Here is a 23,641-nt window from a genome sequence, read left to right as displayed (position 1 = left end):
GATCAGTCCGCGCGCTTGACGTAGGAACCGTCTTCGGTCGCCACGACGATATTCTCGCCGACGCCGACGAAGGGCGGGACGGATGTGCGCACGCCATTGGACAGGATCGCCGGCTTGTAGGAGTTCGCCGCGGTCTGGCCCTTCACGACCGGCTCGGTCTCGGCGATTTCCAGGGTCACGTGCTGCGGCAGGGAAATGCCGATCGGACGGTCCTCGTGGAATTCGACGACGACAGTCATGCCGTCGGTCAGGTAAGCGGCGCGCTCCTCGCCGACGAAATCCTTCTGCAGCTCGATCTGCTCGTAGGTCTCGGCGTCCATGAAGGTGAGCATGTCGTCGCTGGAGAAGAGGAAGGTGTGATCCTTCTGCTCCAGGCGCACGCGCTCGACCTTGTCGGCGGCGCGGAAACGCTCGTTGAGCTTGCGGCCGTCGAGCAAATTCTTCAACTCGACCTGGGCGAAGGCGCCGCCCTTGCCCGGCTTGACGTGCTCGGTCTTGACCGCCACCCAGAGCGAGTCCTGATGCATCAGGACATTGCCCGGCTTGATTTCGTTACCGTTGATTTTCATGCCATCACCTGTTGGGAGATCATCCCGGATACCCGTGCGCGGCCGGGAGGGCCGCGAAGTCGCGATCTCCTATCAGCGAGGACCGGCAACGGCAAGCGGCGTGGCGCAATCGCCTCAGTCCGCCTGGCCCATCTCCGCGCGAATACGGGCACTCACATCCGGCGGCAGCGCCCCTTCGAGCCCGGCCTGGAGCCGGTCGCGATCACGGTCGTGCACCGGCGCGCCGAGCGCGTCTGTCGCCGCGGCCAGCGTCCAGCGATAGGCGGTCTCGAAATCCTGTTCCACGCCCTCGCCCCGCGCCAGCACGAAGGCGTAGAGGAACTGGCTCTCCGCATCGCCGCCCTGCGCGCCGCGCTCGAACCAGTAGGCGGCATCGTCGGGCAGGGCCGGACCGCCGCGCCCCTGATACAGCATGAGGCCGTACTGGCCCTGCGCCGGGGCGTAATTGCTCTCGGCCGCGACACGGAGCCAGCGGCGTGCCTCGCGATCGTCCGCCTCGCCGCCCGCGCCGTCGGCCCACATCATACCGGCCTGGAAGGCCGCCTCGCCATGGCCCTTCTCCGCCGCCCGGAGATACCAGACGCGAGCGCCGTCGGCGTCACGCGCGCCGCCAATGCCTTCATCATAGAGACGGGCCAGCTGGTACATGCCTTCCGCGGAATCCTGCTGCGCCGCCCGCTCGGCCCACTGGCGTGCGGACGCCTGTTCCTGCGGAAGGGGAGAGTTCCGCAATTCGACGGCGTAGGCGACCATGCCGGCGATATGATTGCCGCGCGCCGCGCGCTCGAACCAGGACCGCGCCTCGCCGAGATCCAGCGACGCATCGTCGAGCCGTGCGAGCAGGCCGAGCTGATAGAGCGCGACCGGTTCGCCCTGGTCGGCGGCCCGTCGGAACCAGCCCACGGCCGCCTGCAGGTCCCGGTCGCCGCCACGGCCATCGCGCGCCATGATGCCCGACAGCAGCGCCGCCTCGACATTACCGCCCACGGCCGCCGTCTCGGCATAGCGCCGCGCCGCAAACCAGTCCTCGCCGATATAGGCGACCTGCGCCCGGTACCAGGCCTCTTCGACCGGCCCGAGATGATCGGGGATTTCGACGGTCTCCGCCGCGTCCTCGCCACTGCGCGCCTCGGCCTGCACATTTTCGGGCAGAAGGATGAGCTCTTCCGGGAAGCTGAGCGGGGCACTGGCCGCCTCGTCGGGTGCTGTCTGCTGCGAGAAGGCAGCGCCAGACAGACCCGCAACGCAGAGGCAGGACGCAGACAGAAAAACGGACAGAACAGATCGGATCATGCGTGTATCAGCGCATACGGAGCCGTTCGGTCAAGAGGCCGGCCCGGTTTGTGAGGGAAATGTTAGGGTCGCGTTCAGTCGGTGGCGCAGATGCCGGCGATAGCGCGGACGGCGGCTTCCGGGCCGTCCGGGTGCTGCCAGACGCCGGAAGATATCGCGAGGAAATCCGCGCCCGCCTCGACCAGCGGCGTTGCGTTTTCCGGGGTGATCCCGCCTATGGCGACGCAGGGCAGTTCGAACAGCTCCACCCACCAGCGCAGGATATCCGGCGATGCCTGCGTCGGCGCGTCCTTGGTCTGTGTCGGATAGAAGGCCCCGAAGGCGACATAGTCGGCACCGGCCTCGCCGGCGATCATGGCGAGATGCCGGCTGTCATGGCAGGTCACGCCGATCGTGCGGTCCTTGCCCATGACCGCGCGGGCATCCTTCACCCGGCCGTCCTCCTGGCCGATATGAACCCCGTCGCAGCCGAGCTCCGCCGCGAGTTCCGCATCGTCATTGAGAATGGCCGCCACGCCGCGCTCCTGCGCCACTGCGACAAGTGCCGGCGCGAGAGTCCGGATTTCGTCGCGGGTGTGATCCTTGAGCCGGATCTGCAGGGCCGCCACCGGGCCGGCATCAAGTGCAGCAGCGAGCGTGCCCGCGAAATCCGCGTCGATACGCGGCGGCGTGATGAGATAAAGCTGGCAGGTCATGGGGGCTATTTGGCAGTGCCGACCGGAATAGACAAGCGCGCCAGCGCACCGGCCCGCCCCCACAGGAAACATGAACACCGTTCATACAGCCTTCATGTACGCGGCGATATTGTGGTCTTGCGGTCAAGAACAGGCCGCAAGTGTTTCAGGGGATTTTCATGTCGATCAAAACCATTCTCGCAGCCGGCATCGCCGCTGCTTCGCTCACCGGTCTGGCCGCAGCCCAGGACTGGTCGCTCAACCCGACCTATGGCGGCACCTCGCTGTCGGCCGGCTTCATGCCGGATCCGTATTCGGTGAACCTGACCGCAGGCGGCGGCATCAATGCCGGTTCCAGCATCGGCGGAAGCTGCGTCGGCATGATCGCCAATGCGCCGGACTATCGTCTCAACTACTCCGCCGGCAGCATGCCGCTCTACATCAGCGCCAGCTCCGGCTCGGATACGACGATCGTCGTCAACGCTCCGGACGGTTCCTGGTACTGCAATGACGACAGCAACGGCTTCGACCCGATGGTCTGGTGGTCGAACCCGCAATCCGGCCAGTACGACATCTGGGTCGGCACCTACGGCTCGTCGACGGCTCCGGCCCAGCTGCGCATTTCCGAAATCGGCGGCTGACGCCCCGCGGATACGCAAAAAGAAACCCCGGAGCCGGAGGCTCCGGGGTTTTTCGTGTCCGTGGAAAACGGCGGTGCCTAGGCCAGCTCTTTTTCCATGTCCGGCGCGTACTCGCCGAGCGCAGCCAGACCGTTCATCCGGGCGCGGTGGTTGAAGGCCGCCTGGGCAGCGCTGACATTTTCCGGCTTCCCGCCCCAGGTCATGAGCGGGGCGTGCTGCAGGGCACGGCCGTAGGAGAAGGTCAGCGGCCAGGGCAGGTCATAGCCTTCATTCATGGCGGCGAGATGCGCGGTGGCTTCCTCGTCGGACTGGCCGCCCGACAGGAAGGCGATGCCCGGCACCGCGGCCGGCACGCAATTGGCCAGGCACTGGACCGTCATGTCCGCGACTTCCTCGACACCGGCGCGATCGGAATTTTCCGTACCCGAGATCACCATGTTCGGCTTGAGGATCGTGCCTTCCAGCATGACGCCCTGGTCGAACAGCTCGCGATAGAGCGTCTTGAGTGCAAATTCGGTCACTTCATAGCAGCGCTCGATGGAGTGATCGCCGTCCATGATGACTTCAGGCTCGACGATCGGAACGATGCTGGCTTCCTGGCACAGCATGGCGTAGCGGGCGAGCGCGTGCATATTGGTGTTGATGCAGTACTGGCTCGGCACGCTCTCGTCGCCGTCGCGGCCGATATTGATCACGGCGCGCCATTTCGCGAAGCGGGCGCCGATCTCGTAGTAATCGGCGAGACGGTCGCGCAGACCGTCCAGGCCCTCGGTGATCTTCTCGCCGTCGGCGCCGGCGAGGTCCTTGGCACCGGTGTCGACCTTGATGCCCGGAATGGCGCCCGCATCGCGGATCAGCTTGACCAGCGGCGTGCCGTCCTTGGCGTTCTGGCGCAGCGTCTCGTCATACATGATCACGCCGGACACGTGCTCGCTCATGGCCGGCTCGGTGCGGAACAGCATCTCGCGCCAGTCGCGGCGATTGTCCGCGTTGTTCTCCAGGCCGATCTGGGCAAAGCGCTTGCCGATCGTACCGGTGGACTCGTCCGCCGCCAGAAGGCCCTTGCCCGGCGCGACCATGGCGCAGGCGGTTTCATTGAGTTGATCGAGATCCATCACGTATCCCCAGCTTCGATAGCTCGTTGCGGACGACCCTGTCCGGCCCGTCCAGTTGATTGCCGACGCGGCGTTTTAGCGCGCCTCGTTACTGATTCCTACTGCGCAGGAAATTGCCTCAGGCGACCATTTCCGCTTCGTCGCGCAAGACGCTGACGCCCGGCAGCTCCTTGCCTTCCATCCATTCCAGGAAAGCGCCGCCTGCCGTCGAAATGAAGGTGAAATCTTCGGCCACGTCCGCCTGGTTGAGCGCCGCAACCGTATCGCCGCCGCCCGCCACGGCAACGAGACCGTTTTCCTTGACCGCATCGGCCGCCTGCCGGGCTGCCGCAACGGTCGCCGTGTCGAAGGGCGGTGTCTCGAACGCGCCGAGCGGACCGTTCCAGATGAGCGTGCGGGCATTGTCGATCTCCAGCCCCAGCGCGACCACGGTCGCCGGGCCGCAATCGAGGATCATCTCGTCGTCCTGCACGTCGGTGACGGCCGCCAGACGCGTTTCCGGATTGGCCTTGAATTCCTTGGCCAGTACGACATCGCTCGGCAGCATCAGCTTGCAGCCGGCTTCCTCGGCTGCGGCCAGGATGAGGCGGGCCGTATCGACCAGATCGGTCTCGCACAGGCTGGCGCCGACCTTCACGCCCTGGGCGTGGAGCAGCGTATTGGCCATGCCGCCGCCGACGAAGAGCACGTCGACCTTCTTCACCAGATTGCGAAGCAGGTCGATCTTGGTCGAGACCTTGGCGCCGCCCACCAGGGCGATCACCGGACGCTCGGGCTCTTCCAGCGCCGCGACCAGATGATCGATCTCGCGCTGCATGGCGAGGCCCGCATAGGCCGGCAGCAGACGCGCCACGCCTTCGGTCGAGGCATGGGCGCGGTGCGCAGCCGAGAAGGCGTCGTCGACATAGATGTCGCCGAGATCGGCAAGGGCGCGTGCGAAGTCCGGATCGTTCTTCTCCTCGCCGGCGTGGAAACGCGTATTTTCCATCAGCATGACGTCGCCGTCTTCCATGTCCGCGACGGCGGACAAGGCTTCGTCACCCACCGTTTCAGTGCAGAACATGACAGCTTCGCCCAGGAGGTCGGCGAGCGGCTGGCAGACCGGCTCGAGCGACATCTCCGGAACGACCTGTCCCTTGGGACGGCCGAAATGGGCGAGGAGCACGATCCGTGCGCCGTTTTCGCGCAGCAGGTCGATGGTCGGTAGAGCGGCTTCCAGACGGGTGGCGTCACTGACTTCCCCGTCCTTCATCGGCACGTTGAAATCGACACGAACGAGGACGCGCTTGCCCGCGATTTCGGCGTCCTGGATACGGCGGATCGTGGTCATGGTCTTACCTCGGTGCGGGATCAGAGATACTTGCCCATCTCGACGGTCGTATCGACCATCCGGCAGGCGAAGCCCCATTCATTGTCGTACCAGGTCATCACCCGGACGAGGCGCTCGTCGATCACCTTGATCTTGTCGACGGCGACGATCGAGGAGCGGCTGTCGTGATTATAGTCGATCGAGACGAGCGGGATGCTGTCATAGCCCAGAACGCCCTTCATCGGACCGTCCGCGGCAGCCTTGATGGCCTCGGCGATCTCGGCTTCGCTCGTGGCGCGGCCCGGATTGAAGACCAGGTCGATCAGCGAGACGTTCGGCGTCGGCACGCGCACGGCGGCGCCGTCCAGCTTGCCGACGAGCTCCGGCAGGACCAGGCCGACGGCCTTCGCCGCGCCGGTCGAGGTCGGGATCATCGACATGGCTGCGGCACGGGCGCGGTGCAGGTCTTTGTGATTGCGGTCCAGCGTGGGCTGGTCGCCCGTATAGGCGTGGATCGTGGTCATGTGGCCGCGCTCGATGCCGACCGAGTCGTTAAGCACCTTGGCGACCGGCGCCAGGCCGTTCGTGGTGCAGGACGCGTTGGAGACGATCACGTCCTCGGCGGTCAGCTGGTCATGGTTCACGCCGTAGACGATGGTCTTGTCGGCATTCTTGGCCGGTGCGGAGCATAGCACTTTCTTCGCACCCGACTCGATGTGTGCCATCGAGCCTTCCTTGGAGTTGAACTTGCCGGTGCACTCGAGAACCACATCGATGCCAAGGTCATTCCAGGGCAGTTTGGACGGATCGCGATTGGAGACTTTCTGGATCTTGCCGAAGCCGGCATCGATCCAGTCGTCGCCGACCTTGATCTCGCCCGGATAGCGGCCGTGCACGCTGTCATAGGTCAGGAGGTGCGCATTGGTCTCCGGCGTCGAGCTGTCATTGATGGCGACGACTTCAACCTCGCCCCAGCGCTGATTTTCCAGAATGGCGCGCAGCGTCAGGCGGCCAATACGGCCAAAACCGGTGATCGCAACCCGAAGAGCCATGCTCATATCTCCTTTGAAGCAGACCGGAGACAACGCCTCCGGCGGAAGTTGGCGCGGATTTAGCGGCCTTTCGGCCTGTCGTCCACCGATGCGATGCGGCTATCGCGTCGCAGCCGCTCATAATTGATCCATTTCGTTGCAAAGAGCGTCGGGACTTCAACAGGATGACGGTGTTTCGCGAAGGCTGCGGCGCGTCCGCGACGCCGACCTGTGACGCCATGCCCCGCCTCCGGGCGCAGGCCGGGACTTGAAAACTGCCTGCCCTGCTGCGAGAACCGCATCAGAATTGGGATTAACGTCAAGGGCAGGCGTAACACATGAAAGTAATCGTTCTCGGCGGAGACGGCTTCTGCGGATGGCCGACTGCACTTCACCTCTCCAATCTCGGCCACGATGTCGTCATCGTCGACAATCTTTCGCGCCGCAAGATTGATATCGAGCTTGAAGTCGAGTCTCTCACGCCGATCCGTCCGATGAGCGAACGGCTCGCGGCCTGGAAGGATGTGTCCGGACGGGACATCCGTTTCGTCGACATGAATATCGGCAAGGACTATCAGGAACTGGTCGACCTCATCGAGGCCGAACAGCCCGACACGATCGTCCATTTCGCCGAGCAGCGCGCCGCGCCGTACTCGATGAAATCGGCGCGCCACAAGCGCTACACGGTCGACAACAATCTCAACGCCACGAACGACGTGCTCGCCGCGATCGTCGACTCCGGCCGTGACATCCATCTCGTCCACCTCGGCACGATGGGCGTCTACGGCTACGGCACGGCCGGAATGAAAATCCCCGAGGGCTATCTCAAGGTGAAGGTGGAGACCGAGAACGGCCTTCAGGACCAGGAAATCCTGTATCCGGCCAATCCGGGCTCGATCTATCACATGACGAAGACCCAGGATCAGCTCTTCTTCCATTTCTACAACAAGAACGACAAGGTGAAGATCACCGATCTCCACCAGGGCATCGTCTGGGGGACGCAGACGGAAGAGACCAAGCGCGACGAGCGCCTGATCAACCGTTTCGACTATGACGGCGATTACGGCACCGTGCTGAACCGCTTCCTGATGCAGGCCGCCGTCGACTATCCGCTCACCGTGCACGGCACGGGCGGCCAGACGCGCGCCTTCATCCACATCCAGGACACGGTCCGCTGCATCCAGCTGGCCGTCGAGAACCCGCCGCAGGCCGGCGAGAAGGTCCGCATCCTCAACCAGATGACCGAGACGCACCGCGTCCGCGACCTGGCCAAGATGATCGCCGACCTGGCCGGCGCCGAAGTCCAGCTCGTGCCCAACCCGCGCAACGAGGCGGACGAGAACGAGCTGCACGTCGAGAACGACACCTTCCTGCAGATGGGCCTCAAGCCGACCACGCTTGCCGAAGGCCTCATGGAAGAAGTCACCGACATCGCCCGCAAATATGCGGACCGCTGCGACAAGACCAAGATCCCCTGCATCTCCTACTGGGGCAAAACCCGCGAGGACGCCGCCACCAAGCCGGCCGAAACCGCCGCGGAATAGATCTTCCGTCTACCGGATACACGAAGGGCGCCTCTCGGGGCGCCCTTTTTGTTTGTGGTTGTTGGCGGCGCGACCGTTTTGACAGACCCGTCGCATTGCGTGTTATCTTTACGGATACACGCAATGCGACGGGTCATGTTTCCATTCCTCCGCGCCAGTCTTGTCCTGCTTGTGCTTTCGCCTCTGGCGGCGGGAAGTGCGAATTCGGCCGACACGCCGGAATCCATCTCAATCACCGAGCCCTTCGAGCAAGCCGGTCTCATTTTCCAACTGGCCGAGATCGACCCCGATGCCGACCGGATCACGCCGCTGGTCGTTTTACTGGGCGGCTCGGAAGGCGGATTGTGGTCGGGTGCGATGGGCCGGGACCTGCGCCGTTCGGGATTCTCGACCCTGAGCCTGTCCTATTTCGGCCATGAGGGGCAGCCGCTGCGGCTGATCGAGCGTCCGCTCGAACCGATCGCGACGGGCCTTACGCTCGCCCGGCAGACGAGAGGCGCGACCCGAAGATGCATGGCCGTCATAGGCGTATCCAAGGGCGGCGAACTCGCCCTGCTTCTGGCCTCCCACGGAGACAGGCTCGCTCCCGAAAGCATGCCCCTCGCCGATGCCTTCGTCTCCGCAGCGCCGAGCCATGTCGTCTGGCAGGCGCCCCATGTCACGATTCAGGTCCGGTCGAGCTGGTCCATGGACGGGGAACCTATAGACTTCGTCCCCTACCCTTGGCTCTCCGCCCGCCTGCCTGACGTCTTCCGCGACCGTCTCCGTGTCGGCCGGTATCATGAGGATGCCTTGCGGAACGAAGCAGCCGTCGCCGATGCGATCATCCCGGTAGAGCGGATTGCACAGCCGACCCTACTCCTGGCCGGAACGCAGGACGAGATGTGGCCCTCAGCCGACATGGCTCGCGCGATCATGGAACGCGCGGAGCGCCTGAACTCGGACACGCCCCTGCGGGCCGAGATCGGCGCATTCGATCACTTCGTGCTGTCGGACGCCGACGCGAGAGCGCAGGTCATAGCCTTTGTACACACTACCCTGCAGTCGGAGGCGCTGGCCGGGCGATGCGAGGCAGTGATCGAATAGTGCCCGCGCGCTAGCGCTCCAAAACCTTCACCAGCTTCTCCAGAAACACACAGCACTCTTCCAGCTGGCTGATCGCCACGAATTCGTCGGGCTGGTGGGCCTGTTCGATGGAGCCGGGGCCGCAGACGACGACGGAGAGGCCGGCCTGCTGGAACTGGCCGGCCTCGGTGCCGTAGCTGACGACCCGGGTGGAATTATCGCCGGTGAGCTGGCGTGCGAGACGTTCGGCGGCGCCATCCACTTCCGGAGCGAAAGCGGGCACGTTGGAGCGGACGACGACGTCGATCTTCGCATCCGGCGCGCTCTCGCGCATCTTCGCCTCGATCGCCGCGGCTCGCTCGCGCAGGCCGGCCTCGATCTCCTGCGGCCTGTCCCAGGGCGCCGGGCGCATCAGCGTGCCGAACTGGGCGTCGAGGGCGAGGATATTGAGCGCGGTCCCGCCTTCCATCTGCCCGATCGTCAACGTTCCGTAGGGCGGATTGAAGGGGCTCGAGGCAGGCGCTGCCGCCTCCAGCTCGGTTGCCTGGTCGACGAGATACTGCATCAGCGGCACCGCGTGGGTAACGGCGCAGGCCCCGTCCTTCACCAGGCTGGAATGGGCCTCCTTGCCGTGCACATGCACCGTCATCGAGAACAGGCCCTTGTGCGCGGTCACGACCTTCATGTCGGTCGGCTCCCCGACCACGACGACGGACGGTTTGTAGTCGCCCTCCATGATGCGGTCGATCATGGCCGGGGCTCCGAGACAGCCGACCTCCTCGTCGAAGGAGAGGGCAATGTGAACCGGGCGTTTCAGCTCGGCCATGGCGAAGACCGGCGCGAGCGCGAGGATGCAGGCGGAAAAGCCCTTCATGTCGCAGGTGCCGCGACCGTAGAGGAGGCCGTCCTTCTCCGTCAGCGTCCAGGGGTCGCTCGACCAGGGCTGACCATCCACGGGCACGACATCGGTATGCCCGGACAGGACGACGCCGCCATCCACCTCCGGGCCGATCACGGCATGGAGATTGGCCTTCGTGCCCTCGGGGTTGGGAATGCGCTCGCAGCGCGCGCCCAGCGCCGTCAGCTTGGCCTCGACATGGTCGATCAGAGGCAGATTGGAATTGCGCGACGTTGTGTCGAAGGCGACGAGGTCGCGCAGCTCGGCGATGGCGGTCTGGAGATGACTCATGGCTCCGGTCTGGCAAGCCGCTCCCGTCCCGTCAACGCCGAATGCGTCAGCTCGGCATCGGTACGCTGGTATCGACCGAGAACTGGGCCTGGAAGGTATCCATGAGCGGCAGGACGACCGGGTAATTATAGTCGACACGAACCCGCCCGACCGGCACGGCACCGCTATTGTCGACCTGGAAATCGACGACGACCTGAAAGTCGTCGCCCAGCGCCCGCAGCTCTTCCTGGATGGATTGCTGCAGACTGGCCGAACTGACCTCGTTCGAGATCATCGCCTGGCGCAGCTCGCGCTCGGCCACCCATTGCACGGTGGAGCCCTTGTAGAGCGCCATGGACACCTGGAGGATGCCGATGATCAGGAAGAGCAGCGGAGGCGCGACGAGCGCAAATTCCAGAGCATTGGCACCGGAGCGATCGCGGCGGAAACGCCGGAACAGGCCGGCGATTGCAGATCTAGCGCGCACGGACCACCTCCTCGACATTGACGTCGTACTTGGCAAAGATTCCGCTGAAGTGACTGGTTACCCTGATGCGGTGGATTATGTCCGGCACGCTGCCGTCGGGGCAGAGCTGGCCGCAAGGCGCATCGGCCTCAGCGCACAGGCAGCAACGCTCCACGGTCACCGCAGAGCCTTCCGGCCGATTGGTCCAGGACTGGTTGATCAGGTCGACCGCCGTTTGCGTATCGTCGCCGCCAGCCATGAAATACTGGGCGCCGCTGCGAACGGCGGAGTGCAGATCGGTCCGGTCGAACACGATCTGGCCGAGATCGAACACGCCGAGCAGGAGGGCTGCCAGCACGGGCACGATCAAGGCGAACTCGACCGCGGCCGCACCTTCGCGATTCTTGCGGAGACGGCGCGCCTGGGCGCAAACAAGAGCCAGTGACTTGATCATGGTCTACTCCACCAGTCTCACATCGGACGGAACGCGGGGGAATTGCAGGCCGTAACCGGAGCAGTCGCTTCGGATATTCGCGCCGCCGCCGACCTCGACCGTATAGCCGACCAGCTGCATGCAGCCGTCCGTGCCCGAGAAGTCGCCCAGGAAGGAGATATCGCTCGCGGGTGTGTAGATGGCACCGGTGATCGTCGAATCCGCCGTCCCGTTGAAGACATGGTTCACACCGTAATCATCGCGATCGCCGAAGAAGGTGATGCCGGCATAGTCGCCTGTGTTCGGCGCCATGAATTCGATATGGGCCGCGCCGTTGAAGCGCGCCCGCGCTCCGTCGGTGAAATAGAAGGTAACGTCCTCGCCATAGACATTGGCGCCGGCATTGATGCGGAAATCTCCACCGTCGATGATGTAGACGCCCGGCTCAAAGAAGTAGTCTCCGTTCAGATTGAGGCCGTTGCAGAAGCGGCGCACGCCGCCCGCGCCGGCACTCACCGTCACCAAGGGTGCGTTCGGATTGCCGCCGGGCAGATTATTGCAGCCGGACGGCATGAAGGGCGGCTCGACGTCCGCATAAGGATCCTGCGCCGGCGGAAGATTGGTACGCGGCGCCGGGCAATTGGTCAGCTCGTAATCGGCGCTGCCGCCACCCACGACGAAGCCGCCGACCGCATTGATGCACGGTGCGATCACGTCTGTGCTGCCGCGCAGGGTGACCGCGTCGGGGGCCAGCGAGTTGGACATGATTTCGCACTCGATCAGCGCGATCGAGGAGGTACCGTAGAAGTCGATGGCCGCATTGCCTTCCGGGCTCAGCGCCAGCAGGCAGGCATCGGACTCCTCGTCGAAACTCGCCACGGCACGTACATCCAGCGACACCGGGCCGTCGACGAAAAGATTGGAGAAGAAGCGCGGAACGGTCTGCGAGATCAGCACTTCCATCGAGCGTTCGTTGATATAGCTGCCCGCTTGCGGCGGCGTATTCGCGTTGAGTACGCCGGCCGTCGCATCGAAACCGTGCAGATTGGCTTCCAGCAGAGATTCCTCGCGCGCCTGGTCCGCGGGCTCGTGATTGCGCAGGGAAACCGCGCCGGCATAGGCGGCGAGGTCGGCGGCGGTCTGCATCTGACGTTGCTTGTACTGCCAGAAGCCTACTTCCATCCCCAGTCCGCTGAATCCGAGAATGACCGGCAGGCAAAGGGCAAACACGACGGTCGTGTTGCCACGTCTGTTTTTCAGCCAGGAGGTCAGCATGGGTCACGCCTTCTCGAGATCGATTGATCCGTATTCCAACACGAAAACCTGTTGGGGACGTGAAAGCTGGGCGGCGCTTTTTTCGAAATGTTGTGCCAGATTTGAATCAAATTTTACACGATTATCTCTCTGATACTTTTGCTGTATTTATGTCGGCTTGGCAGTCGGTGAGGGGCGGGAAGCCCGGCTGGAAATCTGACCGGAACCGCTTCGTCATTTACGTCCCGCTAACCGCCCGTCCTAACTTCAACTTAAGACCGTCACCCCTATAAAGGCGCCTGTTTGGCTTGGGGTTTTCGTGATTTTCATGGTTCGTTTCCTGTCACGTATCGCCGGTTTCGCGGGCGATCGTCGCGGCAATGTCGCGATGATTTTTGCCCTGGCCCTGATTCCCGTCGCCCTGCTTGGCGGCGGTGCGGTCGATCTCAGCCAGGCCATGAATGCGCGCTCGCGTCTGGCCCAGGCCCTCGACGCTGCCGCCCTCGCCGTCGGCGTCAGCGACACCATGTCGGACGCTGCAGCGCTGCAGATCGCCAATGATTTCATCGGCGCGAACTATCCCGATCGCGAACTCGGCACGGTCAGCAATGTGAGCATCTCGCTCGATGATGCGAACGACAGCGTGATCGTTCGCGGTCAAGCGCGCGTGAAAACCACGATTCTTGGCTTGATCGGGCTGGAACATCTGACCGTACACTGGGAAAGCGAAGTCCAGCGCGCCCGCCAGCGGCTCGAACTCGTCATGGTGCTGGACAATACCGGCTCCATGCGCGGCTCGAAGATTCGCTCCCTGCGCAACAGCGCCGAGCTTCTCACCGACATGCTGTTCGAGGTCGCGGACACGCCCGGCGACGTCAATATCGGCCTCGTGCCCTTCGCCGCGACGGTGAATGTGGGGACACAGTACGAGCGCGCCTGGTGGCTCGACCCGGACGCCCGGTCGGCGCAGCACGCCGAGTGGTATCACGGGTCGCAGAGCGTCAATCACTGGGACCTGTTCGACCAGTTCCGCAACGAACGCTGGGATGGCTGCGTGGAAGCGCGCGCCATGCCGATGGATATCGACGACACGCCCCCGGATCCGGGTTCTCCCGACTCGCTCTTCGTCCCCTATTTCGCGCCGGACGAGCCGGATATAGGCCATTATTCCAATAGCTATCTCAATGACGGCACGCGCGGCGGCGTCCGCACGCGGCTTCAGAATCTGGACAAGTACGACCGTGCCTATGCGCGCCGTGGCGGCCCGAACCGCGGCTGCACCACCACGCCGGTCACGCCGCTCACCTCCAGCCGGAGCACGATCAACCGCGCCATCGGAGACATGGACGCCTCCGGCTACACCAACATCCCCAACGGGATAGGCTGGGGCGTACGCGTGCTTTCGCCGGCCGAACCCTTTACCGGCGGCGCCGAATTCGACGACCGGGAAGTGGTCAAGGCTTTGGTCATCCTGACCGATGGCGACAATGTCCTGTCCGGCACGAATACGGACCAGATGTCGGATTACGAGGCCTATGGTTTCATCGAAAACGGACGTCTGGGCGTGCGCTCTTCGAGCCACCGGGTTCTTGCACGGGCACTGGACGAGCGGACCGTCGCGGCCTGCGAGTACGCGAACAGTCTCGGGCTGCGCGTCTACACCATCACCTTCCAGGTTTCCTCGAGCGATACGCGCGACCTGATGCGAGACTGTGCAAGCAATCCGAGCCTGTATTTCGACTCACCCTCGGCCGAAGCGCTCGAGGATGCTTTCGAGATGATTGCCGGCGACCTCACCAATCTGCGCCTGTCCCGCTAGGCGGTCGAAACGCGCACGCCGCCGGCATCCTTTTCCGCGTGGGCCTAGCGGCCCGGCACGTCCAGGAGTTCCAGCTGGAAGACCAGCGCCTGGTTCGGACCGATCGGGCCGCCCTGCGTCCCGCGGGCGCCATAGCCGAGCTCCGGCTTGATATAGAGCTCCCAGGTCTCGCCCGTACGCATCAGAGGCAGCGCCTCGACCCAGCCGCGGATCAGGCGGTCGGAGGGGAAGGTGGCCGGCTCCTCACGGGCATAGGAGGAGTCAAATTCCGTGCCCCAGGGGAACATGCCGCGATAGTGCACGGTGACCATGTCGCCGGTTATCGGCGAGACACCTTCCTCCACCGCATCGCGGATCCGAAGGACGAGCCCGCTGGGCAGTTCGAACATGCAGGCCTCGTCCTGGACCGAGGCGATATAGGCGTCGGCCTGGGCGGCGTTGGCCATGGGATTGCGGGTCTCTTCCGGTTCATCGATCAGCGGAATTTCCGCCTCTTCCGGAAGCTCGCAGGCACGCGCCTCGGCAAGGATGGCATCGACCGGCGACGGGCTCGTCTCGGCCGGTGCCGCAGCGGTATCGGTATCGCCTTCAACGGCTCCGGTCGCGGCCTCCTCCTCGGGAGCGTCGGAGCCGCCCGAACAGGCGGCAAGGACCAGGGCGCAGGCGGCAGTCATCAGCGAAACACGTGTCATCTAGTCTCTCCGTTCGGATCAGGCTGATTGCAGGGCCGCATCCGAGCGCGACCGCAGCTGACTATTCTGTCTCTTGCGGCAGGATTGTCACCCGCCAGCTGCGCTCCGGCTGCAGATACTCGGCGGCCAGGTCCACCAGCTCCTGCCGCGTCACACTTTCATAGTCGGACTGGATGGCCCGGACCCGGTCGAGACGCTCCGGGCTGGCCCAGGAACCGGCCAGCCAGCTCATCCAGGCGCTATTGCTCTCGAAGGCATTCTCGATCTGTTCGAGGAGTGGCCGGCGCGCACGCAGGAGCTCGTCCTCGGAGATCTCGCCGCTGACCAGATCGGCCGCCAGCTCGTCGATCGCGGCATAGGTCGCCGCCACATTCTCCACGCGAACATCGGCGCCGACATAGAGATAGCCGAAATCGGGATATACGTCGGAGGCCGTTTCCCCGGAAATGGCCGAATAGGTGAAGCCGTCCTGCTCGCGCAGGCGGTCGGTCAGCTTGAGGTCGAATACCGCCCGCAGCAGGGCCAGCGCCCGCGTGCGCCGCGGTTCGCTGTCGTCGAAAGTCGGCCAGTAGACATTGGCCATGGCCTGATAATCCGGCCCGTTATGGTGCAGTACCACCGGCGTATCGACCGGATCGGGGAAGACGATATCGCGGGCCTCGTCATAGTCGGGCCAGTCCTCCGCACGCGTTGGCAGCGCCCCCAGCGTTGCCGCGAGGGCCGAGACCGCTTCCTCCTCGGACACGTCCCCGACAATGGTGACTTCGATCGGCGCCCGCTCCAGTGCCGGCGAAAGGAAGCCCTGCACATCGGCCATGTCGATAGCGGCCACCTGCTCCTCGTCGGGGATGCCGTAGCGAAGATCGCCGCTGCGCACGAGCCGGGAGACTTCGGCCTGCATCACGCCGGAGGGCGAAGAAAAGAGATTCCGTCGGATCTCCGGGATCACGGCGCGGAACTGGTCGAGCCCTTCCTGGCGCCAGCCCGGGTCGGTGAGGTAGGCCGTGAACAGATCGAGCTGGATGCGCAGATCGCCCGGCGTGGTCGAGGCGGAAAAGCGGAAACTGTCATCGCTGACGCCGAAACCGTTTCCGATATTGCGCCCGGCCAGGACGCGGCTGAGCTCGTCCTCGGTGTGTTCGCCAAGGCCCGCTGCTGTAAAGACGGAACCCGCCACAATATCGACGGCCGGTACGCCGCGCGGCTCAAGCTCACCACGACCGAAGTCGAGGCGGACGCGAACCGTACCGTCCTCGAAATCGGTCTGTTTGAAGGTCGCGCGGACACCGTTCTCGAACCGCAGGCGAACCAGTCCGAGATCATCGATTTCGGACCGCTCGACGATCTCGCCGGCCGGACCGAAATCGCCATAGGCGAAGGTCTGGACACCCGTATCGACCGGAGCCTCGACCGGCTGTTGCGCGCTCTCCGTCCAGGCAGTGCGAATGGCCGTCTCGGCATCCTCGATCACCAGAGGCGAAGCGAGGAAGAGCAGCGGTTCCACACCCTCCCACTGTTCGCGGAAGGCTGCGTTCACGGCTTCGACGGTAATCCGGTCCATGGCTGCCTCGAACCGCTCCAGGGTCGATTGCGGCGTGGTCAGGACCTGGTCCGCGCGCCAGTTCGACCAGATCCGGTCGGCCAGTTGCGGGCTCGAGCGCGTGCCGGCCTGTTCGGCGGCATCGCGCAGGGCGGTGTGCTGATTGGCGATCTGCTCGGCCAGCTCGGCTCCGGTGAAGCCATGCTCCAGCGCCCGGCGCAATTCCTGCTCGACGGTGGCCACGGCCTCTTCCCAGCGGTCCGGCCGTGCGATGGACAGGATGCTGGCGCGATCGGCCAGGCCGAAATCGCTGGTATGCGTGGCCGACGCCTGGATCAGCGGCGAAGTTCCCGAACTCGTCAGCGTCGCGAAACGGCGGGACAGTATGGCATCGCCCAGATTGGCAAGATTGTTCTCGAAACGCGCTTCGACCGTGTCGAGCCTCTCCTCGTGAGGGCGGACCGCGTCGACGGAAAAGATGGTGTAGATTTCCGGATCGTTGAAATAGCCGACCGAGAGCGGGCGGCTGGCGGAGATGCTGCCCAGTTCGGGATCGGGACGCGCGTCCTCGGGGCCGCTCCAGTCGCCGAAGCTATCGGCGATCTTCGCCTCGATCACATCCGGTTCCACATCGCCCGTCACGACCAGCATGGCGCGCTCGGGGATATAGAAATTGCGGTAATAGTCCTCGAACACGTCCCGCTCTGCGGTTTCGAGCACCTCGACCGTACCGATCGCATCGCGGTCCGCGACGATCGCGTCGGGCAGACGGAAGCGCCAGAGCGCCGTGTTCCAGCGCCGGATCGGCGTATTGCGGTAGCGCTCCTCCGACAGGATCACGCCCCGCTCGCGGTCGATCGCATCCGCGTCCATGAGAAGTTCGGACGCGGTCTCGCGCATCAGAAAGAGCGCGGTATCGACCGTTTCCGCATCCACTTCCGGCAGGTCGAGCTGATATCCGACCGTCTCATAGCCGGTGAAGGCATTGGTATCCGGTCCGAACTGGAGACCGTGCCGCTCCAGCAGCGGGACCATTTCGCCCTCCGGAACGGAGGTGGAGCCATTGAAGGCCATGTGCTCGATGAAATGGGCGATGCCGCGCTGTTCCTCTGTCTCGGCCAGAGACCCGACATTGAAGACCAGTCGGACGGCGGCCGTGCCCGGCGGCGTGTCATTGCGGCGGATGGCGTAGCGCAGCCCGTTCTCCAGCTCGCCATAGCGGATGGTGGGGTCGGCAGGAAGGTCGGAGACCTCGTGGACGAAGCTGTATTCACGCGGCTCCGGCGGTGTCTCGACCGCCGGCTGGCAAGCGGCCAGCAGCGCGGTGGCGGCAAGGGCGATGAGGCCGGACCGGAAGAACGACATGTGGAGGTCTCCTGCAAACAACAGGGAGAACCTAGCGGGCTTCACCGCCGAGTCGAATGAAATAGGTGCAATCCCTCGCAGTCACCGCAGTCTGCGCGACGGCGGACGCGCCGCGTCATACCGGGTCGTGCTCGGCCACCCAATGTCCCGGCTGTACTTCTTCCAGCTCCGGCCGGTATTGCTCGGCATCCGGATCGTCGACCAGCTTCGACTTCATGAAACGAAGCTGGGCACGCGTATCCATCGGCGAGGGGAGTTCGCCGTCCAGCTTGATACGTTCGCGCGATTTCTCGACCACCGGGTCGGGCACGGGTACGGCCGAGATCAGCGCCTTGGTATAGGGATGGCGTGCATCCTCGTAGATCTGCTCGCGGTCGGCGAGCTCCACCACCCGGCCCAGGTAAAGCACCATGACCCGGTGGGAGATTTCCCGCACGACGGACAGATCGTGCGAGATGAAGATCATCGACAGCCCCATCTCCTGCTGCAGCTTGATCAGCAGCTCCACGATCTGCGCCTGGATCGATACGTCGAGCGCGGAAACCGCCTCGTCGCAGATCACCAGTTTGGGCCGCAGGATCATGGCGCGGGCAATGCCGACGCGCTGGTTCTGACCGCCGGACAGCTCGTGCGGGTAGCGGTTGATCATGTTCGGGTCGAGGCCGACCGTCTTCATCATCTCGCGCACCGTTTCCGTGCGCTGCTTGGCATTCATCTTCTTGCGGAAGGTCTTGAGCGGCTCCGCGATCGAGGCCCCGATCGTCATGCGCGGGTCGAGCGAGGCGAGCGGGTCCTGGAAGACGATCTGGAGATCCTCGCGGGCCGCCCGCAGCTCCTTCGGCTTCAGACCCAGCAGGTCCTTGCCGATCCAGGAGACTGTGCCTTCCCTGGAGGGCACCAGACGCAGCACGGCGCGCGCCAGCGTGGACTTGCCGCAACCGGACTCGCCGACCACGCCGAGCGTCTCGCCGGGACGCAGGTCGAAACTGATCCCGTCGACCGCGCGCAACGGCTTGTAGGTCGGACGCAGCCCGCCGGTAACCCGGATCGGGAACTGGACCCGGACATCCTCCACGGAGAGGAGCGGCTCGGCGGTTTCCAGCCCGGCGACGGGTTTCAGCGTCGTGTGACCGGGCCGGTCCGGACGGTCGAGGCGCGGCATGGCGTCGAGCAGCATGCGCGTATAATCGTTCCGGGGCGAGGCGAAGATGTCTTCGATTTTGCCGGATTCGACGTACACCCCGTCCTTCATCACCTGGGCCCGGTCGGCCATACGGGCCACCACGCCCATATCATGGGTGATCAGGGCCAGAGCCGCACCGGTCTCGCGCTTCAGCTCGTCCATGATGTCGAGCACTTCGGCCTGCACCGTCACGTCCAGCGCGGTCGTCGGCTCGTCGCAGATCAGCAGGTCCGGTTCGCACAGCATGGACATGGCGATCATGACGCGCTGGCGCATACCGCCGGAGAGCTCGTGCGGATACTGCTTCAGACGGCGCGCCGCTTCCGGGATGCGCACGCGGTCGAGCCATTCCAGAGCCCGGTCGTCGGCGGCCTTGCCCCTGAGCTTCATGTGAATTCCCAGGACTTCGCGCATCTGATCGCCGATCCGCATATGCGGCGTCAGCGAAGTCAGCGGGTCCTGGAAGATCATGGTCATGGAGCGGCCGCGCACCGCATTCAGCTTGCGCGGGGGCAGTCCGAGGATTTCCTTGCCGCGATAGCGGATGGAGCCGTCGGCCTTGCCGTTCGACGCCAGCAGGCCCATCGCCGCGAGGAAGGTCTGGCTCTTGCCGGAACCGGATTCGCCGACCACGGCCAGACACTCGCCGGCATTGATCTCGAGCGTGACGCCGCGCACGGCGTTCACCACGCCGTCAGGGGTCTGGAAACTCACATTCAGATCGTCGACCTGAAGGATCGGGGTGGCTTCCACGGCCTCGCCTTGACTGGTGGGCACGATCAACTCCTGAAAAAACGCGTATCGCGCGGAGCATATCGCCGGATTTCGCCAAGACCAGTCTCGAAATCAGGCCAGCCGCCGCTCGCGGGGCGTCGAACCGCGTAACAGGAGGCCTTTTAGGCACACAGTGCAGCCGATGGCCGCACTTTTCATGCAGGCACTCCGTGGTGCACAATGCAACAAAGACCGACTCGCGATTGCTTACACATGGAGTGCCGCACCCCGTCATGACCGCCGACCCGGCCGAAATCTTGCGCGTTCTGTTCGAGCGCTCGCCCTCGGCCCTGATCGTCCTGAATGCAGACGGGCTTGCGACGGATATCAATCCGGCGGCCGAACGCCTGTTCGGCCTACCACGGGACGCCCTCGCGGGGCGCGATATCCAGCCGATCTTCGCCGACCCGCAGGATTACCGTCGCCTTCAATCGACCGGCTTTCGCGATGACCGCGGCACGGCGGCCCTGCTGCGCTTCCGTACCCAGACCGGCCGGATATTCAAGGGCAATCTCTCCGCCTCGCCCCTTGCCTCGGACATGCCGGACTCCCGGTCCACGCTGCTGATCATCGAGGATGTCAGCGGCGAACAGGCGCTCAAGGCCAAGCTGGAGGCGAGCGATCTGCAATTGCGGGCTGCCCTCGCCTCGGCCAATGAAGGCGCATTCTCGCTCAATGTCGTGACCGGCCTCGGCTCGATGCGCGGCTTCATCACCGAATTCCTCGGGATCGGCGCGTCGGACGCGACGATCAGTCTCGATCGCTGGATGGAGACCGTGCGGCCGGAGCACCAGGGTGCACTGCGGGCCGAGATCGACGCGACGACACGCCAGCCCTCGCGCCCGCTCGACACCACGTATGAGTCGCGGCGCGCGGACGGCGAGTGGCGCTGGCTTCAGATGCGCGGCCGGGTCACCGAGTTCGGCCGCGACGGACAGGCATTGCGCATTTCCGGCGTCATTTCGGACGTCACCGAACGCCAGCAGCTCGAGCTCAAACTGGCGGACCGGGAACGTCAGCTCGCCAGTGCCATCGAGGCGGGCTCAGCCGGCATCTGGGAAGTCGACCCGGCGACGCTCCAGGTCACGCCGCGCGGACCGATCCGCGCCATGCTGGGACTGCCCGAAGAACCGGAAACGATCGATGGCCGGCTCTGGCTCGACCGCACCCACCCCGACGATCGAGGCGATGTGGAGCGGCAACTTGCAGAACTCGCTTCGGGCGAAACGGACACGGTGGACAGCGAATACCGCCTGCTCGACGCCCGCAACGGGAACTGGATCTGGCTGCGCTCCCGGGGCGGGCTGACCGAGGCGTCCGACGGCAGCCGTATCGCCGCCGGCATTCTGACCGATATTTCCGACCGCAAGGCGCTGGAAGCCGACCTCGCCGATAATGAGCGCGTACTGCGCGAGGCCATCGAGTCGGCCAATGACACGGCCTGGAGCATCAATATCGAGCGCAGCCGAATCCGCATTTCCGGCTTCCTGCCGCACCTGCTCGGCTATGACCGCGACACGGTCGACATTCCGCTGCGCGAATGGGGCGAACACCTGCCGCCGGAAGAGCGCGCCCGCGCCTTCAAGGCCTATAATGACCTGACCGGCGACGACCGCGCATCGGCGCGTGAAATCATGGCGCAGACCTCCGTCGAATTTCCGATCATCGACCGGGACGGTACGCTGGTCTGGCTGCGCAGCCGCGGCCGGGCGGTGGAGACCGGCCCGGACGGCAAGGCGATCCGCCTGGCCGGCGTCATGGCCAATATCACCGAGGAGAAACGTCTCGGCGACGAGCTGGAGGAAAGCGAACGGCGGCTGCGCGAGGCTCTGATTGCGACCAATGAAGGGGCCTGGCGGCTCAATATCCGCACCCGGATCAGCGAAGTCACCGCAGTCATAGCGGAGATGATGGGCCTGCCGCCGGCAGATGCGCGCGTCACCTTCGACGACTGGGCCTCACGAGTCGACGAGGCCGACCGGGAAGCCGTCTTCGCGCATTTCCGGGATTTGCGCGACGGCCGGATCGACCGGCTCGACATGGTGTTCGGTTATCATTCGGAGAAGCACGGCCTGATCCGGATCCATAACCGGGGCCGGATCGCCGAGCGCGACGCCGACGGCCGCCCGCTCTACGCGTCCGGCTTCCTCAACGATATTACCGACCGGGTCGATACGCAGATCCGGCTGGAGCAGCGCGAAAAACAGCTCATGGAGGCCGTCTCCGCAGCCTCCATGGCGGCCTGGCGGATCGATCTCGCCAGGCAGCGCATGTCGATGCGCGGGCCCGCCGTGCTCGACCTGTTCGGCGAGGGGTCGGAGATCGAGATGCCCGCCAATGAATGGCTGGACCACGTCCACCCGGACGATATTGCGACACTGACCGGAGCGACCAGGGCCCTGCGGAAGGATCCGGGAGAAATTTCGGAAGCGGAATACCGCGTTCGCAAGAGCGACGGGAGCTGGAGCTGGCACCGGGCCGTCGGCCGGGTCATGGAGACCGACGACGACGACCGGCCGACCGTCGCCACCGGCGTGATCTGGAATATCGACGCCGCCCGCGAACTCGACGCCGTGATCGAACGGGAGCGGGCGCATTTCGATGCCGTGTACACGTCCATTCCCGCCATGATGCACGCGATCGACAGCGACAGGCGCATCGTCGCGGTCAGCGATTACTGGCTGGAACAGCTCGGCTATGAGCGAGAGGAAGTGATCGGCCGGAAATCCGTCGAATTCCTGGACGAGGAGTCGCGGCAGATCGCACTTGAATCCAGCCTTCCGGCCCTGTTCGAGACCGGCCGGCAGCTGAACACGCCCTACCGCTTCCGGCGCAAGGATGGCAGCCTCATGGACGTGCTGCTGTCCTCCACGCTCGAACGCGACGAGGAGGGCAATCCCTACCGGGCCTATGCCATCATGACCGACGTGACGGAGCTGCGCAGGACCAATGTGCAGCTGGCCCGCTCCAACGAGGAGCTCGATCGTTTCGCCACCGTCGCCTCGCACGACCTGCAGGAACCGCTGCGCAAGATTTCCGCCTTCGCGAGCCTCGTCCAGCGCCGCTATAGCGACAGGCTGGACGAACAGGGTGCGCGCAGCCTGGAATTCCTCGTCGACGCCGCCGGGCGCATGCAGCGGCTGATCGACGACCTGCTCACCTATTCGCGACTGGCCAGCCAGGCGCTGAAGATCGAGCAGACGGACACCCGGCTCCTCCTGGACGACGTGCTCGGCCAGCTCGATACGGCGATCAGCGAGTCCGGCGCCAAGATCGAGGCGAGAGGCCTGCCGGTGATCCCGGTCGATGCGACCCTTTTGCGCCAGATCCTGCAGAACCTGGTCGCGAACGCCGTGAAGTATCGCGCCGACACCGCGCCCAACATCACCGTCTCCGCCCGGCGCAAGGGCAGCCTCTGGCGGTTTTCCGTACGCGATGACGGGATCGGCCTGGACACCCGTTTCGCGGACAAGATCTTCGCGCCCTTCCAGCGCCTGCACACGCGCGAGGAATATTCCGGCACCGGCATCGGCCTCGCCATCGTGCGGCAGGCCGTGGAGCGCCTGGGCGGACATGTCTGGGTGGAATCAGAACCCGGCAAAGGCGCCTGTTTCCGCTTCACCATCCCCGCCGGCGACCGGGATGCCGGCGCTGTCGACGACCGCCCCGCCATCGCCAGCTGACACGCCCCGTCCCGCGCGGTATG

The 23,641-nt window shown here is 64.8% G+C and carries 18 protein-coding genes; 5 read left to right on the top strand and 13 right to left on the bottom strand.

Annotated features, from left to right (window positions below):
* Nucleotides 1-2 precede the first annotated feature (2 nt).
* The 3 genes from efp to thiE all read right to left on the bottom strand — a co-directional run bounded on the left by efp (nucleotide 3) and on the right by thiE (nucleotide 2,557).
* Nucleotides 3-569, bottom strand: a complete 567-nt coding sequence (gene efp, locus AC13HB_RS08545) for an elongation factor P (protein WP_482949328.1) — start codon at nucleotides 567-569, stop codon at nucleotides 3-5.
* A gap of 114 nt (nucleotides 570-683) precedes the next feature.
* Nucleotides 684-1,862, bottom strand: coding sequence for a tetratricopeptide repeat protein (locus tag AC13HB_RS08540; protein WP_482949327.1), 1,179 nt, complete (start codon nucleotides 1,860-1,862; stop codon nucleotides 684-686).
* A gap of 74 nt (nucleotides 1,863-1,936) precedes the next feature.
* Entirely contained in the window at nucleotides 1,937-2,557 is a 621-nt protein-coding gene (thiE, locus tag AC13HB_RS08535; RefSeq protein ID WP_482949326.1) for a thiamine phosphate synthase, read from the bottom strand.
* 158 nt (nucleotides 2,558-2,715) lie between these two features.
* On the opposite strand from thiE, the gene AC13HB_RS08530 reads away from it, so the two are divergent.
* Entirely contained in the window at nucleotides 2,716-3,177 is a 462-nt protein-coding gene (locus tag AC13HB_RS08530) for a peptidase S1 (RefSeq protein ID WP_482949325.1), read from the top strand.
* 77 nt (nucleotides 3,178-3,254) lie between these two features.
* Here AC13HB_RS08530 and AC13HB_RS08525 read toward each other — a convergent pair whose 3' ends face one another.
* The 3 genes from AC13HB_RS08525 to gap all read right to left on the bottom strand — a co-directional run bounded on the left by AC13HB_RS08525 (nucleotide 3,255) and on the right by gap (nucleotide 6,653).
* Nucleotides 3,255-4,292: a class I fructose-bisphosphate aldolase gene (locus tag AC13HB_RS08525; protein WP_482949324.1), complete on the bottom strand. Its 1,038-nt coding sequence runs from the start codon at nucleotides 4,290-4,292 to the stop codon at nucleotides 3,255-3,257.
* Between the two features lie 118 nt (nucleotides 4,293-4,410).
* Complete coding sequence (locus tag AC13HB_RS08520; RefSeq protein WP_482949323.1) at nucleotides 4,411-5,622, bottom strand: phosphoglycerate kinase; 1,212 nt, start codon at nucleotides 5,620-5,622, stop codon at nucleotides 4,411-4,413.
* Nucleotides 5,623-5,642: 20 nt separating this feature from the next.
* A complete protein-coding gene (gene gap, locus AC13HB_RS08515; RefSeq protein WP_482949322.1) occupies nucleotides 5,643-6,653 on the bottom strand; it encodes a type I glyceraldehyde-3-phosphate dehydrogenase in 1,011 nt (336 codons plus the stop codon).
* Nucleotides 6,654-6,970: 317 nt separating this feature from the next.
* Here gap and AC13HB_RS08510 point away from each other — a divergent pair, with 317 nt between their 5' ends.
* Together AC13HB_RS08510 and AC13HB_RS08505 are read left to right on the top strand one after the other, a co-directional pair.
* Nucleotides 6,971-8,176, top strand: coding sequence for an NAD-dependent epimerase/dehydratase family protein (locus AC13HB_RS08510; RefSeq protein WP_482949321.1), 1,206 nt, complete (start codon nucleotides 6,971-6,973; stop codon nucleotides 8,174-8,176).
* 135 nt (nucleotides 8,177-8,311) lie between these two features.
* A complete protein-coding gene (locus AC13HB_RS08505; protein ID WP_482949320.1) occupies nucleotides 8,312-9,262 on the top strand; it encodes an acyl-CoA thioester hydrolase/BAAT C-terminal domain-containing protein in 951 nt (316 codons plus the stop codon).
* 10 nt (nucleotides 9,263-9,272) lie between these two features.
* Here AC13HB_RS08505 and argE read toward each other — a convergent pair whose 3' ends face one another.
* From argE to AC13HB_RS08485, 4 genes are read right to left on the bottom strand one after another with little or no spacing between them, the layout of a single operon-like run.
* Nucleotides 9,273-10,430, bottom strand: coding sequence for an acetylornithine deacetylase (argE, locus tag AC13HB_RS08500; RefSeq protein ID WP_482949319.1), 1,158 nt, complete (start codon nucleotides 10,428-10,430; stop codon nucleotides 9,273-9,275).
* A gap of 46 nt (nucleotides 10,431-10,476) precedes the next feature.
* Nucleotides 10,477-10,896, bottom strand: a complete 420-nt coding sequence (locus AC13HB_RS08495; protein ID WP_482949318.1) for a TadE/TadG family type IV pilus assembly protein — start codon at nucleotides 10,894-10,896, stop codon at nucleotides 10,477-10,479.
* Nucleotides 10,886-11,329: a TadE/TadG family type IV pilus assembly protein gene (locus AC13HB_RS08490; protein ID WP_482949317.1), complete on the bottom strand. Its 444-nt coding sequence runs from the start codon at nucleotides 11,327-11,329 to the stop codon at nucleotides 10,886-10,888. The genes AC13HB_RS08495 and AC13HB_RS08490 overlap by 11 nt, the downstream gene beginning before the upstream one ends.
* 3 nt (nucleotides 11,330-11,332) lie before the next feature.
* Nucleotides 11,333-12,583 carry a pilus assembly protein TadG-related protein gene (locus AC13HB_RS08485; RefSeq protein WP_482949316.1) on the bottom strand — a complete coding sequence of 417 codons (1,251 nt, stop codon included), beginning with the start codon at nucleotides 12,581-12,583 and terminating at the stop codon, nucleotides 11,333-11,335.
* 307 nt (nucleotides 12,584-12,890) lie between these two features.
* Between AC13HB_RS08485 and AC13HB_RS08480 the strand changes: the two genes are divergently transcribed.
* Nucleotides 12,891-14,381, top strand: coding sequence for a TadE/TadG family type IV pilus assembly protein (locus tag AC13HB_RS08480; protein ID WP_482949315.1), 1,491 nt, complete (start codon nucleotides 12,891-12,893; stop codon nucleotides 14,379-14,381).
* A 44-nt stretch (nucleotides 14,382-14,425) separates the two neighbouring features.
* Here AC13HB_RS08480 and AC13HB_RS08475 read toward each other — a convergent pair whose 3' ends face one another.
* The 3 genes from AC13HB_RS08475 to AC13HB_RS08465 all read right to left on the bottom strand — a co-directional run bounded on the left by AC13HB_RS08475 (nucleotide 14,426) and on the right by AC13HB_RS08465 (nucleotide 19,938).
* On the bottom strand, nucleotides 14,426-15,073 hold the full coding sequence (locus AC13HB_RS08475; protein ID WP_482949314.1) for an FKBP-type peptidyl-prolyl cis-trans isomerase: 648 nt from the start codon (nucleotides 15,071-15,073) through the stop codon (nucleotides 14,426-14,428).
* Between the two features lie 61 nt (nucleotides 15,074-15,134).
* A complete protein-coding gene (locus AC13HB_RS08470) occupies nucleotides 15,135-17,978 on the bottom strand; it encodes a M16 family metallopeptidase (protein WP_482949313.1) in 2,844 nt (947 codons plus the stop codon).
* 115 nt (nucleotides 17,979-18,093) lie between these two features.
* Nucleotides 18,094-19,938 carry an ABC transporter ATP-binding protein gene (locus tag AC13HB_RS08465; RefSeq protein ID WP_482949312.1) on the bottom strand — a complete coding sequence of 615 codons (1,845 nt, stop codon included), beginning with the start codon at nucleotides 19,936-19,938 and terminating at the stop codon, nucleotides 18,094-18,096.
* Between the two features lie 230 nt (nucleotides 19,939-20,168).
* Between AC13HB_RS08465 and AC13HB_RS08460 the strand changes: the two genes are divergently transcribed.
* Nucleotides 20,169-23,618 carry a PAS domain-containing protein gene (locus tag AC13HB_RS08460; RefSeq protein ID WP_482949311.1) on the top strand — a complete coding sequence of 1,150 codons (3,450 nt, stop codon included), beginning with the start codon at nucleotides 20,169-20,171 and terminating at the stop codon, nucleotides 23,616-23,618.
* The last annotated feature ends 23 nt before the right edge of the window (nucleotides 23,619-23,641 follow it).

The organism is Maricaulis sp. B-26 (assembly GCF_056857855.1).
The sequence above is the reverse complement of the archived record's forward strand: the minus strand, read 5'-3'. Positions and strand labels throughout refer to the sequence as shown.